We start from the raw sequence: 16,930 nt of genomic DNA on the forward strand, positions 1-16,930 counted from the left end.
GCCATTGTCGCTAACAAACGATGTCTTTCGGCTAACTTCTTCCATTGATGTCCTTTCAAATCCGCTACATTCACCCGAGGTTTTATCTTCATTCATTTGGTGTTCAGATATCCACTGAAAAAGGAACCTCAGTGGTATTTATCTTGCCCCCAATAGTGCTAGGAGTCTACTGTAGTTTTGGTTATCCATTGTGCCACAATACATTTTCCAAATGAAGATAAAAATGATTTAAACTACTTTTGCCTCTGTATGAAGTAGATTTACTAGCTCTTTTACTTGTGCAGAAAGTTCGCCTTCAAGAATTCGACCTGCTGCTTTTTGAGCTGGTAAATAAATGTCTACTGTTTCTACTTTGACTTCTACATCATCTTCATCGATATCTAAATCATCTAACTCAAGTTCTGCAAGCGGTTTCTTTTTCGCTTTCATGATACCTGGTAAAGACGGGTAACGTGGCTCGTTTAAACCTTGTTGAGCTGTTACTAAAAGTGGTAAAGATGTCTCAATTACTTCTGAATCTCCTTCGATATCACGCACGATTTTTGCAGATGTGCCATCGATTTCTAGGTTCGTAATTGTTGTTACATAGTTGATGCCCAATAAATCAGCCACGCGCGGCCCTACTTGACCCGAGCCACCATCAATAGCAACATTACCTGTTAAAATAAGGTCAGCATCTTTATCTTTTAAATACTCAGCTAAAAGGTAAGCTGCTGCATTTTGATCTAATTCGTCTAAATCATCTTCTGTATTAATAAGGACCGCTTCGTCAGCACCCATTGCTAGAGCAGTACGTAATTGTTTTTCTGCATCCTCGCCACCTATTGTAACTACCGTTACTTTACCGCCTGCAGCGTCACGCACTTGGATTGCTTCTTCAATTGCGTATTCGTCATAAGGATTGATGATAAATTCAGCGCCATCCTCTTGGATTTTCCCACCAGAAACAACGATTTTTTCTTCTGTATCAAAAGTACGTTTAATTAATGCAAAAATGTTCATAAATCCATACCTCCTGAAACGTTTTTTAATTTCTAAGTAAACTTGTAAATATTATATATTTTCAGTGTCAATAACCCCTTTGTCATTTGTTTTCGACACTGATGGAATATTATTTGCCAGTAAACACAGGCTCACGTTTTTCGATAAATGCTTGAATACCTTCTTTAGCATCTTCAGTTACAAATACTGTACCAAAAGATTCTGCTTCTACCGCAATGCCTTCATAGAATGAAGCCGGCTTTGCGTATTGCAATGCTTGAATAGCTGCTTTTAGGGCAACCGGACTCTTCTTCGCAATTTTCTTTGCAACCTTCAGTGTTTCTTCAAGTAAAGCATCATCGGTAAATGCACGGTTTGCTAAGCCCCATTGCACAGCTTCTGAACCTGAAATAGGTTCACTTGTAAACATCATTTCTGCGGCTTTCGCAACACCTACATATCGTGGAAGACGTTGTGTGCCACCAAATCCAGGAATAAGGCCTAGTTGTAGTTCAGGTAACCCTAATTTCGCAGTTTCTGTCACAAAGCGCATATGGCAACTCATTGCTAATTCAAGTCCACCGCCGAGTGCTGCACCGTGAATCGCTGCAATAACTGGCTTCGAAAATGTTTCAACACGTTCAAATACTTGTTGCCCATTACTTGCTAGCTTAGTGAACTCTGCACCCGATTCAACCGCTGTAAACTCCTTAATGTCTGCACCCGCTGAGAAGAAACGACCCTCACCATGAAGCACAAGAACACGTACAGTGTCATCGTTTTCTACAGCGTCTAATACAGCATTTACTTCTGCAATGATTCCGCGAGATAATGCATTTGCTGGTGGGCGAGTAATCGTAATAATCGCTACACCATCTTCAACTTTCCAACTTAGAAATTCCATTTCTCCACATCCTTTACGCTTTAATGCCGTTCAAGATTAATGCCTGAACCTTTGGAACCTGTTCTATCAAATCGTATCGATAGTCATTCATAACCCACGACGTTATGGTTTCATCAATTGTTCCAAACACCATTTGACGTGCCAAGCGTACATCCATCGTTTGATTGAACTCACCTGATAGCATGCCTTCAACTAAAATTTGATCAAGCAATTGTAAATACTCTCTTAATACTGCGTTGATCTTTAATCGCAAATCCTTGTTTGATTGTCGAAGTTCTAATTGTGTGACCGTTGCTAGGTATCGATCTGTCGCTAGAACATTAAAATGATTTTCAATCATTCGAGAAAGCTTGTCTTTCGACGTACTTCCATTTTCTATTATATCTTGTAATGACTCTACAAAAACAGCCATTTTTTCATTAAAGACAGAAATTAATATATCTTCTTTATTTTTAAAATATAAATAGATTGTTCCGTCGGCCACCCCTGCCTGTTTAGCAATCTTCGATACTTGCGCTTGGTGATACCCATTTTCTGCAATAACGATGACAGCTGCATCAACAATTTGCTTATATTTAGGCTTATCTCGTTTCACTCTTATATCACCACCTAAAAACATACCCACGCTTGCCTACTTTCCTATCAGCAACAATGATTGTTACCACATGGCTGTAGCTTACTAGTAAAAAACTGTCTGCGAATCCGACCATATTGTTGCCCTCAATGAATGAAGAACTCAAGATGAAAAATCGTGTACTTTCAACAGAGTAACAAAACACTTTGAGGAAGCAGTGTGAGATTGAAAAATAAAAAATATGAAAATATGAATGGTCATTCATTCATATTTTCATATTATATTCTACATTCCCGCTTGTCAATACTTTATCACGTAGTTATTTTGCTTCTTTAGTCGTCATTTTCGTTTTTTCTTCTTCCACTAATGTACGTCGTAATATTTTGCCGACCGCCGTCTTCGGTAGTTCATCTCTGAACTCATAAAAGCGTGGAACTTTAAAGGCAGCTAGATGTTGACGACAATATTTATTTAATTCGTCCTCAGTCATCGAAAATCCTTCTTTAAAAACAATATAAGCTTTTACCGTTTCGCCACGGTATGGATCTGGAATACCTGCTACCACACATTCCTGAATTTCTTCACGTTCGTATAATACTTCTTCGACTTCTCGTGGATAAATATTAAAGCCACCTGCAATAATTAAATCTTTCTTACGATCAACAACATAGAAGAACCCATCTTTATCCATATAACCAAGATCGCCAGTTAAGAACCAACCATCCGCAAAGGTCGCCGCCGTATCTTCAGGACGATTCCAATAGCCCTTCATCACTTGTGGCCCTTTCACAGCGATTTCGCCAACCTCACCAACCGGTAGTTGTTCGATATCTCCGGTACGAAGAATGACTGAATCGGTATTTGGCCAAGGTAAGCCAACTGAACCAATCACGCGTTTACTCCAAATTGGTGTTGCATGCGTAACAGGTGAAGTTTCTGTTAAACCATATCCCTCTACCAGTTTGCCCCCTGTAACTTCTTCAAAGCGCTCTTGAACCTCTACAGGTAATGAAGCGGAGCCACTCAAACACGCCTTAATGGACGATAAATTATACTTCGCAATATCTGGATGATTTAATAAGCCAATATATAATGTTGGTGCACCTGGGAATAACGTTGGTTTTTGCTTATCAATCGTTTTCAAGGCTGTTTCCGCGTCAAACTTCGGTAACAACACCATTCTATTTTGCGTGAAGACAGATAATAACATCACAGTTGTCATTCCGTATACATGGAAAAATGGAAGCACCCCCATAATCGTCTCTTCACCATGCACACATTTATACATCCATGCATCACACATTGTCGTATTTGCAATTAAATTTTTGTGAGTTAGCATTACACCTTTCGGAAAACCAGTCGTCCCCCCTGTATATTGCAATAATGCTAAATCTTCTTCAAAATCAAACGGGAGATCAATCATTTTTACTGGTGCAGAACGCATAATCTCTGTAAACAAATGATTTTGTCCGCTATGCTCAACTTTTACACTAAAGCCGTACTGCTTCTTTTGAATAAAAGGATACACTAAGTTTTTCGGGAATGGTAAGTAGTCTTTAATCGCTGTAACGATGACATTTTCAAGCGCTGTTTCTTTCATGATTTTCATCACGCGTGGATACAATATATCCATTACTAAAATAACCTTTGCACCAGAATCAGCCATTTGATATTGTAACTCTCGTTCAGTATAAAGTGGATTTGTCTGTACAACAACTGCGCCCGCATACATTGCGCCATAGTAGGCAATGACACTTTGCGGTGTATTTGGTAGCATAATCGCCACACGATCTCCTTTTTCCACTCCAAGTGATTGTAAATAGTTTGCGAACCTAAGTGCAGACTCGTATAGCTCGGTGTACGTCAAATCCTTACCCATAAAATGAATCGCGACTTTAGATGGATTCTTTTGATAGGCACGTGTCAAAAACTCTTGCACAGGAATTTCCTCAAACGTTAAAGACGATGGTACTTCTTCAGGATAATTTGCTAGCCATGGTTTTGTTGTCATACGTCCTCTCCCCTTTGTCCCAAACTTTGTAAACTCTTATTTTAATTATAATGAAAAAGGAATACACTTTCAAACACAAAATAGAAAATAAATGTATTTTCGATTAATTATTATGCATTTTACAACATTATTATGACTGCGACATAAAGGGTTATATGTTGATTCCCCTTATGAATACTCATTCATTCTTTCTTTTTTCATGCAAATGTGGTGGCTAATATTTCTATATTCGAAAAACAATTTTTTAAGCGAGGGCATTATCTAATTGAGAGAATATTATTGGAGTTTGATAGAATTTTGTGATATTGCTGTTGTTTCGATGTGGTGTCTGTGCACTGTAAAGTGAAACCTAAGTGGTAACAGGTTTTACCTAAGCGGTACTTGTGACTCCCCGACGATTCGGGGCTTCACCTGAGCGTTGCTTGCGACTACCCGAGCGATACTTGCAACTACCCGAGCGCTAACGAGCTTCACCTGAGTGATACTTACTACTTCCCGGGTGGCGCCAAGCCCTATATACAAAAAAACGCGTCCTCAGAAAGAGGATGCGTTTTTCAATTTAAACTGTCAGCATATAGTAGACACCGACTGCCAAAAATGCGATGCAGACAACGATTAATACTTTCGCTAATTTTTCCATCTCATTACACTCCTATGCAATACTTGCCCCAATAACGAACGATAGACCGACTGAAATGGTGAAAGAAATGAAGCCAACCGAGCGATTATCATTGGCAATTTCCTGATCTACATTAAAACGAGGTGTCATAAATTCAAATAAGAAATATGCCACAATTAGTAATGTAAAACCAAAAAGTCCCCAACCAATCATTTCACTCAATGTACTATGACGTGCAATCGAGTACCGAAAAATATTACAAATCCCCAATATTTTCCCGCCCGTTGCTAGCGCCACTGCAACATTCCCATTTTTTATTTCTTCCCAATTTTTATATTTCGTAACGACTTCGAACAATGCCATCGAGACGACTAAACATAAAACAACAACACTAAAATATCCTGCCGTTTCGATAATTGGATATCGCCAAAAGCTAGAATTTAGCATTTTCTCCGTCCCCTTTACCTCAGTTATTCGTACCTCGTACTATGTGTTAAACGTGGCTATCTGTCTCTTCTCTACGTTTGCCATACAGTTATATGGAGTGCTTTGTGCACGCCAGCGTTTTGTCTATACAATAGCAAGACGTTAAGCATAGACAAGTACGAATACACTTTACTTATCTACTTCAATTCTACGACTGTAACACCAAAGCCACCTTCCCCTGCCTCACCGAAGCGGAAGGATTTCACGCGTTTATGCTTTTTCAAGTAGCTTTGAATGCCTTGACGCAAAGCACCTGTACCTACACCGTGAATAATGGATACGCGCCCATAGTTGGCAAGTAGTGCATCATCAATGTATTTTTCAGTGCGCATAATTGCATCTTCAAAGCGCTCACCTCGTAAATCTAATTCTAATTTCACATGGCTATCGCGATTCTTCACGCCCGTAACCCGATGCATGGGTTCTTTCTCAGGTTTAATGTATTCAAGGTCACTGTCTGCAATTTTCATCTTCAAAATGCCCAATTGTACAATCCACTCAGTATTTGATACTTTTTCTATTAAAGTACCTCGTTGACCATAGCTTAACACCTTTACCTCGTCCCCGACAACTAAGTTTTGCGCACGAGCCTTTACTTGTGCTGCTTTTTTTAGCACTTTATTGTTTTCGAGTGGTATCGCTTCCTCCAAGCGTTTACGCGCTTCAATAAGCTCATGCTCTTTCACAACCTGATTAGCATTTTTACGCATTTCTCGAAGCTCCGCAATGATGGTTTCGGCCTCTCGTTTCGCTTCATCGACAATTTTGCGCGCTTTTTCCTTCGCTTTTTTGTCGAGTGCTTCTTTACGTTCTTCGTAGGCTTGTAGCTTATCCTCAAGCTCTTTTCGTAAGGATTCTGACTCTAAAAGTAAATCGTGAGAGCGTTCTGCATCATCCTCTGATTGGCGTCGCGTCTCTTCAAGTGAGGCAATCATTGATTCTACCTCATGGCGGTCAGTACCTGTGAAGCTTTTCGCACGATTAATAATGGCTTCAGGTAATCCAAGTCTACTTGAAATTTCAAAGGCATTCGAGCGACCGGGGACCCCTATAAGCAAACGATAAGTCGGGCTCAGTGTTTCAATATCGAATTCTACACTTGCATTGGCAACACCTGGACGATTATAGCCATACGCTTTTAATTCAGGATAATGCGTTGTAGCCATTACACGCGCTCCGCGACCATGTACTTCATCTAATATTGAAATGGCAAGGGCTGCCCCTTCTTGTGGATCAGTCCCTGCACCTAATTCATCGAAGAGAACAAGTGATGCGTGGTCAAATTTTTGCAAGATGTCGACGATGTTCACCATATGAGATGAGAAAGTGGAAAGTGATTGCTCAATCGACTGTTCGTCTCCAATATCTGCAAAGAGTTGCTCAAACACCGCAAGTTCTGACCCATCTAATGCTGGGACAGGTAAACCTGCCTGTGCCATTAATGTACATAGACCAACTGTTTTTAAAGTTACGGTTTTACCACCTGTATTAGGCCCTGTAATGACAATAGCTGTAATGTCTTTACCAAACTCAATGTCGTTTGCGACAGCTATTTCACTTGGTAGTAGTGGGTGACGTGCTCGCACAAGTCGGATATAGCCTTCCTTGTTCATTTTCGGCATCGTACATTTGTTTGCTTGACCATATTTACCTTTTGCTAAAATAACGTCGATTTCACCTAGAATTCTAACTAAATTAAATAAATCTGGTGCAACTTCCTCCACCATCGCACTTAGTGCAAGTAAAATGCGTTCAATTTCTACCTGCTCTTTCATTTTGAGACGATGAATTTCGTTATTCGCTTGCACAACCGAATCAGGCTCGATGAAGAGTGTTTGACCAGAAGACGATTGGTCGTGCACAATGCCACCATAATGATGACGGTATTCCTGCTTGACAGGAATTACATAGCGATCATTTCGAATCGTCACAAGTGCATCAGAAAGCATTTTAGTGGCATTGCTACCACGTGTAAGGCTTTCTAGCTTTGAACGTACTTTAGCCTCCTCTGAACGGAGTGATTGACGTATGGTACGTAATGTTTGACTGGCGGAATCCAATACTGTGCCATTGTCATCAATGCAGTTATTTATTTCATGTTGCAAGCCTGTTAGGACTGGCATTGCGTCCTTCTTGTCAACGAAGTGTGGAATTTCTATCATTTCATCCGCCTGTAAATCCTCGATAAAATTGCGAAGAATACGGCTTGCTCGAATCGTACTTGAAACTTCCATTAATTCCATCGCTGACAACATGCCACCTATTTGTGCACGTCTTGCCGCAGGGCGCACATCGAAAATGCCGCCCATTGGCACATTACCTTTAACTCGTAAAATGGATAAACCTTCATCCATTTCTTCTAATAATTGCACGACTTTTTCAAAGTCCGTTTGTGGCACAAGCTCATCAATGGCTGATTTGCCAATGGATGATGTACAGTGTGTTGCCACTTGCTGACGCACTTTATCATATTCTAGTGTTTTCAATGCGCGTTGTGCGATCACTGAGAACACCTCCTCAACCTATTTATTTCGTCGAATGAACGCTTCAAATTGTTCACGCGTCCATGTATTGACAATCATATCTTTTTTCAACCATGCTTTGTTTGCATAGCGCACGCCGATATCCATAAAACGTAAATGATTGATATCATGTGCATCGGTATTTATTGCTATAGGTACACCTGCTGCTACCGCAATTTCTAAATGCTCGACACATAAATCGAGACGATATGGATTCGCATTTAACTCTAAAATTTTACCATATTCCTTAGCCCACGCAATTAACTGTACCATATCTGGATGATAGCCAGCTCGGTCTTCAATAATGCGGCCAGTAGGATGAGCAATCATATGAACATACGGATTTTGCATCGCTGTGTGTAACCTAGCCATGATTTTATCTTGTGATTGTGTGAAACTAGAGTGTATGGAGGCAATCACAAAATCCAACTCTTTCAGTACGTTGTCTTCAAAATCTAACGAACCATCTGGTAAAATATCCATCTCTGTTCCGGCATATAAATAAAAGTCTGGATGCGCTTCGTTAAATGCTTCAATTTCTAAGCGTTGCTTCATTAATCGTTCAGGTGTTAAACCATTTGCCACCTTTAAATACTGTGAGTGATCGGTAATAACGCTATATTGATAACCACGCGTAAGTAAAGCTTCACCCATTTCGGCAACAGAGTACGCTCCATCCGACCATGTCGTATGCATATGCAAATCCGCCACAATGTCGTCAAGCATTACTAAATCCGCAATTTCTGCTGTACGGTCAAACTCTGTTGTCCCTGCACGTAAGCTAGGTGGGATGAAAGGTAAATCAAAATGAGCAAAGAATGCACTTTCGTCGGGAAATGTCAGCACAGAACCATCAGCTTGTTCTACACCGTACTCGCTTATTTTCTCACCACGTGCCTTTGCAATTTGACGCATACGCACATTATGGTCTTTTGAGCCTGTAAAATGATGCAAGGCTGTTGCATACTCTGTATCTTTCACCAAACGAAAATCAACACTAATCGGCTCCTCAAAATCTAATACAACAGAAATTTTCGTATCACCTGCAGCCACTACCTCTTGTATTAAAAGTTCATTCAGTAATTTTTCACGTACAACCTCGACTGTCTCTGTTACAACGATAAAATCGATATCTTTACTTGTTTCTGATGCACGACGGAAGCTCCCAGCAACTGAAAAACCTTCCACTTCTTCCATACTACCGAGAAGTGCTTCGATTTGTAAAACGACAGGCTCTAATTGCCAAATCGGCAAGCGCTCCGAACGATTTGCAAAATTCGCAAGCTCTTTTAAAATCTTTTCTTCTGTTTTTGCTGCAAAACCTGCTAGTTCACGTACTTCGCAAGCCTCACAAGCAATCTTTAAACTCTCTGCTGAATCGATCCCTAGCTCTTGATGAAGCTTGGCAATTTTTTTGCCACCTAAACCTGGCAGCTTCAATAATGGCAGTAATCCTTTCGGCACGATGTCTTCTAATTCTTTTAAGAGGCTCGATTCGCCTGTTGCGATAAGATCCTCAATAACGGCAGCTGTGCCTTTACCGATGCCTTTTAGTTTCGTGACATCCTCCATTTCGCTTAATGAACGCTCGTCCGCTTCAAGTGCCGCCGCTGCTTTACGAAAGGCAGAGACCTTGAAAGGATTTTCACCTTGTAATTCCATATATAAAGCAATTTTTTCAAGTGTACGAATAATTGTTTTTTTGTTCATCGGGAATTCCTCCTATCGTAAAAACACTTCCCTCAAGTCCGAGAGAAGTGCATAGTTTGCTATTGCCTATCAAAACACAGTGATCACTGAGCTTTGCTTTCGGTACAAAAAATAGTTGACGCAGATGCTTCGTGGCTATACTACTTTCTCACAGAACATCATTACGCCTAATAACTGCGATTTCATTTTAAGAGTAACTCTCCAAAAATACTTAAGGACATTAACAGCCAATCAATAAAGATAGCGGTCAATTCTTATGATGAATGGAGATAAATATACCACCAGTTTTGGAACATCTTCGTGATAATCGGTGTATGCTCCAATATGAGCCCGGATAAAAAAGATTTAGACATTAGATTTTGAACCATGTCAATTGGCAACAATGCCAGTATATACAGCACAATAAACATAATTAAATAATTTTCAATGATGCCAAAAAGCGCACCAAGCCAGCGATTCAATGTTCCTAAAACAGGTAAGTAGGCAATAAAATCAAATATCGATGCCACAATTTGTAACGAAATTTTCACCGCAAAGAAAATGACTGCAAACGCAACTACACGGTAAAACGTGCGGTCTAAATCTAAGCTATCAATAACTACGCCAAGACTTCCTGAATCCGTTACACCTGGATATGGCACCCAAAACACAAATTTTTGCGCTAATGGCTTATAATAGATATACGCAACAATTAGGGCAACTACAAAACTGACAATATGCATCATTTGAACGATAAAGCCACGTTTTGCCCCAACAATGAGTCCAACCAATAACACTAATAATATAATTAAATCTAGCATTCACTTCAACCCTTTAATTTTTTCAATTCTTCTTCTAGTAATTCCATTTGCTCTTTTAAGAGTAAATAATCGTGCACCGTATTCACTGCTGTAAGGACGGCAAGCTTTGCGCTATCAAGTGAGGGATTATGTAAATTCATTTCGCGCATACGGTCATCAACAATCGAAGCGACAAGTCGCATATGTCCAATAGATTCAGAGCCGACCATTTTATATGTATGACCATATATTTCCACAGAAATTTTGTTCTTTTCTTGATTTTCCATAGTCGCACCCTCCAATAAAATCTTTTTGCTCACGATTTTATTCAGTAGTGAGCAACGTCCACACAAAAAAGCTATTTATTATCATACCATGAAAGGTATAAAATTGTGAACAACGAGGACAGAAAGGAACTATAAAATGTCAAATATTGTACTTTTAATTTCAACAAATATGCAAAAAGAGGTGATAACTTATTACGCAAGCAATTTTGTGGAGCGTAAAGCACCTGGTGTGGTATTTGCTGCCAAACTACCTGATACAGCAATAACTTTATATAAATCAGGGAAATTAATGTTTCAAGGAAGCGGTGCAGATCGAGAAGCAGCACGTTGGGGTGGTAGCGCCCAAACAGCGAGTTCACCCAAATCATCCTCTATTGGCGCAAAGGGCGACGTGCTTCCAGATGGTTTTGCCTCGATGTCTGTTTTAGGTTCGGATGAAACAGGTACTGGCGATTATTTTGGCCCAATTACAGTTGCGGCGGTTTATGTGCCTGCTTCAAAAATCGAATTAGTGAACGAGCTAGGCGTCAAGGATTCAAAAATGCTAACAGATGACTATATGCGACGAATTGCACCAGATTTACGTGCAGCATGTATCCATAGTGTACTTATATTACGCAATGAAAAATATAACGCGTTACAAGCAAAAGGCTACTCACAGGGTAAAATGAAAGCCATGATGCACAATAAAGCACTAGGGCATACACTGTCTAAAATGGCCCCAGAAAAGCCTATGCATATTCTTATTGACCAGTTTGCAGAGCGTGGGGTTTACTACAATTATTTAAAGAGCGAAAAGGATATTGTGCGTGAAAATGTATTGTTATCTACCAAAGCCGAGCAGCTTCATGTGTCAGTAGCAACGGCTTCCATCTTAGCACGCGCAGCTTTCTTAAAAGAAATGGATCGACTAAGTGAACTTGCAGGTATAGAACTGTTGAAGGGGGCCTCTGCAAAGGTCGATGCATTAGCCGCGCGAATTTGGCGTGGACAAGGTGAAGAATTTTTACGCTCCATCACTAAATGGCACTTCGCCAATACTGAGAAGGCTCGAAAAATCAAATAAAATTTACTTCGTTTAGAAGATAATTCATGCGTTCTCCCCTTCTAACATCTTAGATAGAAAAACAAGGGTGTCACATCACTGTAGACACCCTTGTTTATCTTTAATATTTAAATTGCTGAATCGATTGCTGAAGATTATCTGACATTTCAGCTAGTGCTTCAGCTGAGGATGCGATTTCTTCCATCGTGGCAAGCTGTTCCTCTGTTGCGGCGGAAATGTTTTGTGCACTTGCTACGTTTTCATTTGTACGTTCTAACACAATTTCAATTCCGTTCGCCACTTCGTCAGAGTGAAGTGAAATCACCTTCGCTGCTTGTGAAATTTCTCCAACTTCTTTTGTCACTTGTTGCACATTACTACGAATTTCTCCAAACGACTGCCCTGCAATTGTCGTCACTTCGATGCCTTTTACAACCTCTGCTGTTCCAATGGCCATCGACTCGACCGCTAGCTTCGTATCCTTTTGAATATAAGTAATGATATCTTTAATTTGCAGTGTTGACTGGGCAGACTGTTCAGCTAACTTTCTTACCTCATCGGCAACGACTGCAAAACCTTTGCCGTGCTCTCCTGCTCGTGCAGCTTCTATCGCTGCATTCAATGCCAATAAGTTTGTTTGGTCAGCAATTTGCGTTATCGCTTCAACAATATGGCCAATTTCCTGTGAACGAGTACCTAATGTTTGAACAGTGTCTTCAAGCGCGTGAACCGTTTGTTGAATGATTTGCATCTGCTCAATAGCTGTTTGAATAGTCTGATTTCCTACAACCACTGCTTCCATCGATTTGTTCGACATTACATTGACGGTATCTGCCTTGTGTGAAATGTTTTGAATCGATGAAGACATTTCTCGAACAGCATTTGAACTTTTATGGATGATTTCGGCTTGAGAATCAACAGTTCCTGCAAACACCTGGATTGACTCGACAATTTGCGTAGTGGCCCGCTTATTTTCGTCTGTGCTTATTGTAAGCTGTTCCGACGATGAAGTTAGCAGGGTTGATTTTTCACTAACGTCACGAACAACCTCACGTAAGGAGCTAATCATTTTATTAAAGATACTAGCCAATTTGCCATACTCATCATTAGTGTTCATTTCGATAAAATTACGTAAATCTCCATCACCTACCTGCTCAGCGACAGTAGCCAGCTGTTTCAGTGGGCGTGTAATCGAACTGATGATAAAGGCACCAATTACGCCACAGATGACTAAAGCAATCGCAATTACTAGCAAAGTTGTGGTGAAGATAGGTGCTGTGACAGCTGATACATCTGCCATATCCATGGTGCCGATAATTTTCCAACCTGTTAGTTTATTCGTTACAAAGAATACTTGGTACTCCTTGCCATCTTCCTCTATATTAAATTGGCCTTCATTCTTGCCTTCCATCTTTTCTACATAAGAATCTTTAAGCGCCGTCCCCACTTCTGAGAAAGGATCCGCAATACTAACATTGTTGGCGTTCACTAATGAAGCATAGCCGTTTTTACCAATCTTCACCGTATTTACAAGCTCAGAAATTCCCTCTAAATTCAGCCCAATCGAAATAACCCCTGAACCGTCCTGTAAACCTGCTGAAACTGATAATATTAATTCTCCTGTAATAGTTGATTGATATGGATCAACCATAACACTCTTGCCTGGCAACTCTATCGCCTTTACATACCAAGGTCTCGTAAAGGGATTATAGTCCGGGTCAGATTCGGCATATGGAGAGCGTAAAAATTTGTGCCCTTCCATTGCTAAATTGACAACGGAAACACTGCTATGTAGCGCATTATATTTTTCTATTTCCTTTAAAAGCTCGGCATCTTGCCAGTCCTTATTAAAATAAGCAGCCAAATATTCGGCATCATCAAGGATGGGTGCTATTTCTTCTGAAATTAATGAATTTAATAAATCTACATTTTCGCGTGAGTTCTTACTCAATTCTGCTTGATATTGATTGGCCGCCTTCATGTATGACAATGTTCCAATTGCAAAACTTGGAATTAAAAGCGTCAATGTAAATGCCCATATTAATCGAGCACGCACGGATAAGGTTCCTCGTTTTCGATGATTTTTCACAATGCTTATCTCCTCTTACTAAAAATTTCTATCCAGTTTCTACTATACACACAATAAATACGTTTGATTTATTTTTTGTTATTTCTAAATATTATTAAAAGCTAAAAATAGAATAGTGATTTGAATAAATTTCGAATATTTTTGGTAGGAGCGTAAAGCGCGACTCCAGTGGAAAAAACGAGCAAACCAAGCCCCTAGAATACGCTTTTATGGAACGAAGGCTATAAGCGTCACGTCCTGTGACAACGCCTTTGTGACCAACATTCTGTGCTGACGCTTCGCTTTCGCACATAAAGACACTTGTTGCCCCGAAGCGGCTCGGTGCTTAACCGCAGATAGCTTCCGTCTGTAGTGGCATATACCTAGTGATATGAACAATTATTTTTTACTTTAATAATATTCGCCTTTATTGATATGGATGTGAATTCTGATATGGATTCATTTAAACAAATAAAAAGGCTGCCTCAATGATTCTGAGACAGCCTTTGACTTATAATTTTCTATTAACGGACTTCTGTACCTTCAATTGTAGCGATAGCTTTTAGTACTTTATTGTGTGCTGCGACTACCTCATCATCTGTTAGCGTACGTTCTGGATCGAAGTATGTTAATGAGAAAGCAACCGATTTTTTGCCAGCTTCCATTTTCTCCCCTTCGTACACATCGAATACTCGAATGTCTTTTAACAGTTTCACGCCAGCTGAATGAATAACAGCAACAACTTCTCCTGCAGCAGTTGCACTGTCCATCACCAATGCAATATCACGGGACATAGCTGGGAAGCGCGGTACTGGTTGATAGCCAAGTGGTGCTTCGTTTGCAGTAGCATCAAGTAAGGCCACTAGGTTCATTTCCATTACGTACGTATCTTTCACACCCCAAGTTTTTTGCTCAGCAGGGTGTAAACCACCAATAATACCGACTTGCTCGCCGTCTAATAGAATGCTTGCTGTACGGCCAGGGTGTAGACCATCTACTTGTGCTTTGACAAAGGAAATACGATTGCCAAGACCTAGCTTATTCACAACACCTTCAATAATTCCTTTTAACACGAAGAAATCTACTTCTTTTTTCTCTCCTTGCCAAGCATGGTCTAACCATTTACCCGTAAGAACAGCTGCAACATGCTCTTCCTCAAAAGGTTGACCTTCTGCTGATTGACCAAGGAATACAGAACCCACTTCGTATAACGCCACACTGTCCGCCTTACGCGCGACATTATATGCGGCAGCCTCAATTAAATGTGGAATTAAGCTTTGACGAAGCGTTGAACGTTCTTCACTCATTGGCATTAATAAACGCGTTACCGATGCTGCTTTCAAAGCAAAGCGTTGTGATAAGGCTTCTGATGTTAATGAATACGTTACTGCTTGGTAAAGTCCCGCACCTTCCATATAGTTACGTACAACGCGGCGGTTTGCTTGGTAAGGAGTTAGGCTGCCTACTTGGTTTGCCCCTTCTAGTAAAGTCATTGGAATTTCATCGTAGCCGTAAAGACGTGCGATTTCTTCCACAATATCCTCTTCGATTTTAATATCCTGACGACGTGTCGGCGCATCAATAATTAATAATCCATTCGCCGCCTCTACGCCAAATTTTAAACGCTCTAAAATTGACAACATATCTTCTAATGAGATTTTCATCCCTAGACGCTCATTGATAAAATCTGGTGAAACAACGACACGTGCTGATGTTTTATCTAATTCGTCCACAATGCATGTGCCTTCAAGCACTTCACCACCAGCTAATTCAGCAAGTAATGCCGCAGCGCGTTCAGCTGCAGGTACAACGCGGTTTTGATCAACACCTTTTTCAAAGCGAGCTGATGCATCTGAGCGAAGTCCTAAGTTACGAGAAGTTTGACGTACTGTTAAACCATCGAAGTAAGCAGATTCAATAACAACTGTTGTTGTCGTTTCTGTTACTTCAGAGTTTGCGCCACCCATTACACCGGCAATAGCTACAGGTTCTTTGCCATTTGTAATTACTAAATCAGTCGCTTTTAATGTACGCTCCTGCTCATCTAAAGTTGTGATTTTTTCACCTTCTGTCGCTTTACGCACGACAATTTCACCTGTTGCAAGACTGTCGTAGTCAAATGCATGTAGCGGTTGGCCATACTCCATTAAAACATAGTTCGTCACATCAACTACATTGTTGTGTGGACGTACGCCGGCAGCCATTAAACGGTGTTGTAACCACATTGGTGATTCTGCGATTTTTACGTTTTTCACGACTTTTGCCACGTACATTGGATTCGCTTGTAAATCTTCTACGCGAAGTTTTAACACGTCCTGAGCTTTTTCAGATGATGTGTTGTAGGCGATTTCTGGATATTTTACTTCCTCTGAAAGAATTGCTCCGACTTCATATGCTACACCTAACATTGAAAGTGCATCCGAGCGGTTTGGTGTTAAACCAAGTTCTAACACTGTGTCACGTAGACCTAAAAGTGAAAGTGCATCAGCACCCACCTCTGCGTCAGCTGGTAACACATAAATGCCCTCTGCATAAGCTTTTGGTACGAGCTTGCCTTCAACACCCAGCTCTTGTAATGAACAAATCATACCGTTCGATTCGTGACCACGAAGTTTAGCTTTTTTAATTTTAATACCACCTGGTAAATGTGCACCTGGGCGAGCAACGATCACTTTTTGACCAGTATCAACGTTTGGCGCACCACAAATAATTTGTTGTGGCTCTGCTTCCCCTACGTCTACTTGGCAAATATTTAATTTGTCTGCTTCAGGATGTTTTTCTTTTGATACAACATGGCCGACAACGACCTTATCCATTCCGTTCGCACGGTCGATTACTGCGTCTACCTCAATCCCAGAGCGCGTAATTTTTTCTGCCAACTCTTCAGGCACTAAATCCTGTGTGCTTACATAATCTTTTAACCATTCTAATGATACTAACATTT

At 40.4% G+C, this 16,930-nt stretch carries 12 protein-coding genes; 1 reads left to right on the top strand and 11 read right to left on the bottom strand.

The annotated features are described in order from the left end of the window. Window positions 1–228: 228 nt before the first annotated feature. The 9 genes from C9J31_RS17115 to zapA all read right to left on the bottom strand — a co-directional run bounded on the left by C9J31_RS17115 (window position 229) and on the right by zapA (window position 10,873). Window positions 229–1,002: an electron transfer flavoprotein subunit beta/FixA family protein gene (locus C9J31_RS17115; protein WP_107949938.1), complete on the bottom strand. Its 774-nt coding sequence runs from the start codon at window positions 1,000–1,002 to the stop codon at window positions 229–231. A gap of 109 nt (window positions 1,003–1,111) precedes the next feature. Then, window positions 1,112–1,885: an enoyl-CoA hydratase gene (locus tag C9J31_RS17120; protein ID WP_107949936.1), complete on the bottom strand. Its 774-nt coding sequence runs from the start codon at window positions 1,883–1,885 to the stop codon at window positions 1,112–1,114. A gap of 13 nt (window positions 1,886–1,898) precedes the next feature. Further along, complete coding sequence (locus tag C9J31_RS17125; protein ID WP_054767282.1) at window positions 1,899–2,480, bottom strand: fatty acid metabolism transcriptional regulator FadR; 582 nt, start codon at window positions 2,478–2,480, stop codon at window positions 1,899–1,901. A gap of 298 nt (window positions 2,481–2,778) precedes the next feature. Continuing rightward, window positions 2,779–4,470 carry an AMP-binding protein gene (locus C9J31_RS17130; RefSeq protein WP_107923440.1) on the bottom strand — a complete coding sequence of 564 codons (1,692 nt, stop codon included), beginning with the start codon at window positions 4,468–4,470 and terminating at the stop codon, window positions 2,779–2,781. A 652-nt stretch (window positions 4,471–5,122) separates the two neighbouring features. Further along, window positions 5,123–5,536 carry a DUF350 domain-containing protein gene (locus C9J31_RS17135; RefSeq protein WP_010860124.1) on the bottom strand — a complete coding sequence of 138 codons (414 nt, stop codon included), beginning with the start codon at window positions 5,534–5,536 and terminating at the stop codon, window positions 5,123–5,125. A 176-nt stretch (window positions 5,537–5,712) separates the two neighbouring features. Then, window positions 5,713–8,079, bottom strand: a complete 2,367-nt coding sequence (locus C9J31_RS17140; protein ID WP_107923439.1) for an endonuclease MutS2 — start codon at window positions 8,077–8,079, stop codon at window positions 5,713–5,715. 18 nt (window positions 8,080–8,097) lie between these two features. Beyond that, window positions 8,098–9,807, bottom strand: coding sequence for a DNA polymerase/3'-5' exonuclease PolX (gene polX / locus C9J31_RS17145; RefSeq protein ID WP_107949934.1), 1,710 nt, complete (start codon window positions 9,805–9,807; stop codon window positions 8,098–8,100). A 254-nt stretch (window positions 9,808–10,061) separates the two neighbouring features. Continuing rightward, window positions 10,062–10,607: a CvpA family protein gene (locus C9J31_RS17150; RefSeq protein WP_107949932.1), complete on the bottom strand. Its 546-nt coding sequence runs from the start codon at window positions 10,605–10,607 to the stop codon at window positions 10,062–10,064. Between the two features lie 5 nt (window positions 10,608–10,612). Beyond that, window positions 10,613–10,873, bottom strand: a complete 261-nt coding sequence (gene zapA, locus C9J31_RS17155) for a cell division protein ZapA (RefSeq protein WP_054767279.1) — start codon at window positions 10,871–10,873, stop codon at window positions 10,613–10,615. A 136-nt stretch (window positions 10,874–11,009) separates the two neighbouring features. On the opposite strand from zapA, the gene rnhC reads away from it, so the two are divergent. Then, the gene (gene rnhC / locus C9J31_RS17160) at window positions 11,010–11,939 is read left to right on the top strand and encodes a ribonuclease HIII (protein WP_107949930.1); all 930 of its coding nucleotides are present in this window, start codon (window positions 11,010–11,012) and stop codon (window positions 11,937–11,939) included. 100 nt (window positions 11,940–12,039) lie between these two features. On the opposite strand, the gene C9J31_RS17165 is transcribed toward rnhC, so the two are convergent. Together C9J31_RS17165 and pheT are read right to left on the bottom strand one after the other, a co-directional pair. Further along, window positions 12,040–14,007 (bottom strand): methyl-accepting chemotaxis protein, encoded by a 1,968-nt coding sequence (locus C9J31_RS17165; protein ID WP_107949928.1) that lies wholly within the window; start codon window positions 14,005–14,007, stop codon window positions 12,040–12,042. Window positions 14,008–14,510: 503 nt separating this feature from the next. Next, the gene (gene pheT, locus C9J31_RS17170; RefSeq protein WP_107949926.1) at window positions 14,511–16,928 is read right to left on the bottom strand and encodes a phenylalanine--tRNA ligase subunit beta; all 2,418 of its coding nucleotides are present in this window, start codon (window positions 16,926–16,928) and stop codon (window positions 14,511–14,513) included. Window positions 16,929–16,930 lie beyond the last annotated feature (2 nt).

The sequence above is a fragment of the Lysinibacillus parviboronicapiens genome (genome assembly GCF_003049605.2).
Lineage (GTDB): Bacteria > Bacillota > Bacilli > Bacillales_A > Planococcaceae > Lysinibacillus > Lysinibacillus parviboronicapiens.

Excerpts from the sequence above, each read along its gene's own strand:
- C9J31_RS17115 (WP_107949938.1), bottom strand. The coding sequence starts at position 1,002 with ATGAACATTTTTGCATTAATTAAACGTACTTTTGATACAGAAGAAAAA.
- C9J31_RS17120 (WP_107949936.1), bottom strand. The coding sequence starts at position 1,885 with ATGGAATTTCTAAGTTGGAAAGTTGAAGATGGTGTAGCGATTATTACG.
- C9J31_RS17130 (WP_107923440.1), bottom strand. The coding sequence starts at position 4,470 with ATGACAACAAAACCATGGCTAGCAAATTATCCTGAAGAAGTACCATCG.
- C9J31_RS17135 (WP_010860124.1), bottom strand. The coding sequence starts at position 5,536 with ATGCTAAATTCTAGCTTTTGGCGATATCCAATTATCGAAACGGCAGGA.
- polX (WP_107949934.1), bottom strand. The coding sequence starts at position 9,807 with ATGAACAAAAAAACAATTATTCGTACACTTGAAAAAATTGCTTTATAT.
- C9J31_RS17150 (WP_107949932.1), bottom strand. The coding sequence starts at position 10,607 with ATGCTAGATTTAATTATATTATTAGTGTTATTGGTTGGACTCATTGTT.
- zapA (WP_054767279.1), bottom strand. The coding sequence starts at position 10,873 with ATGGAAAATCAAGAAAAGAACAAAATTTCTGTGGAAATATATGGTCAT.
- rnhC (WP_107949930.1), top strand. The coding sequence starts at position 11,010 with ATGTCAAATATTGTACTTTTAATTTCAACAAATATGCAAAAAGAGGTG.
- pheT (WP_107949926.1), bottom strand. The coding sequence starts at position 16,928 with ATGTTAGTATCATTAGAATGGTTAAAAGATTATGTAAGCACACAGGAT.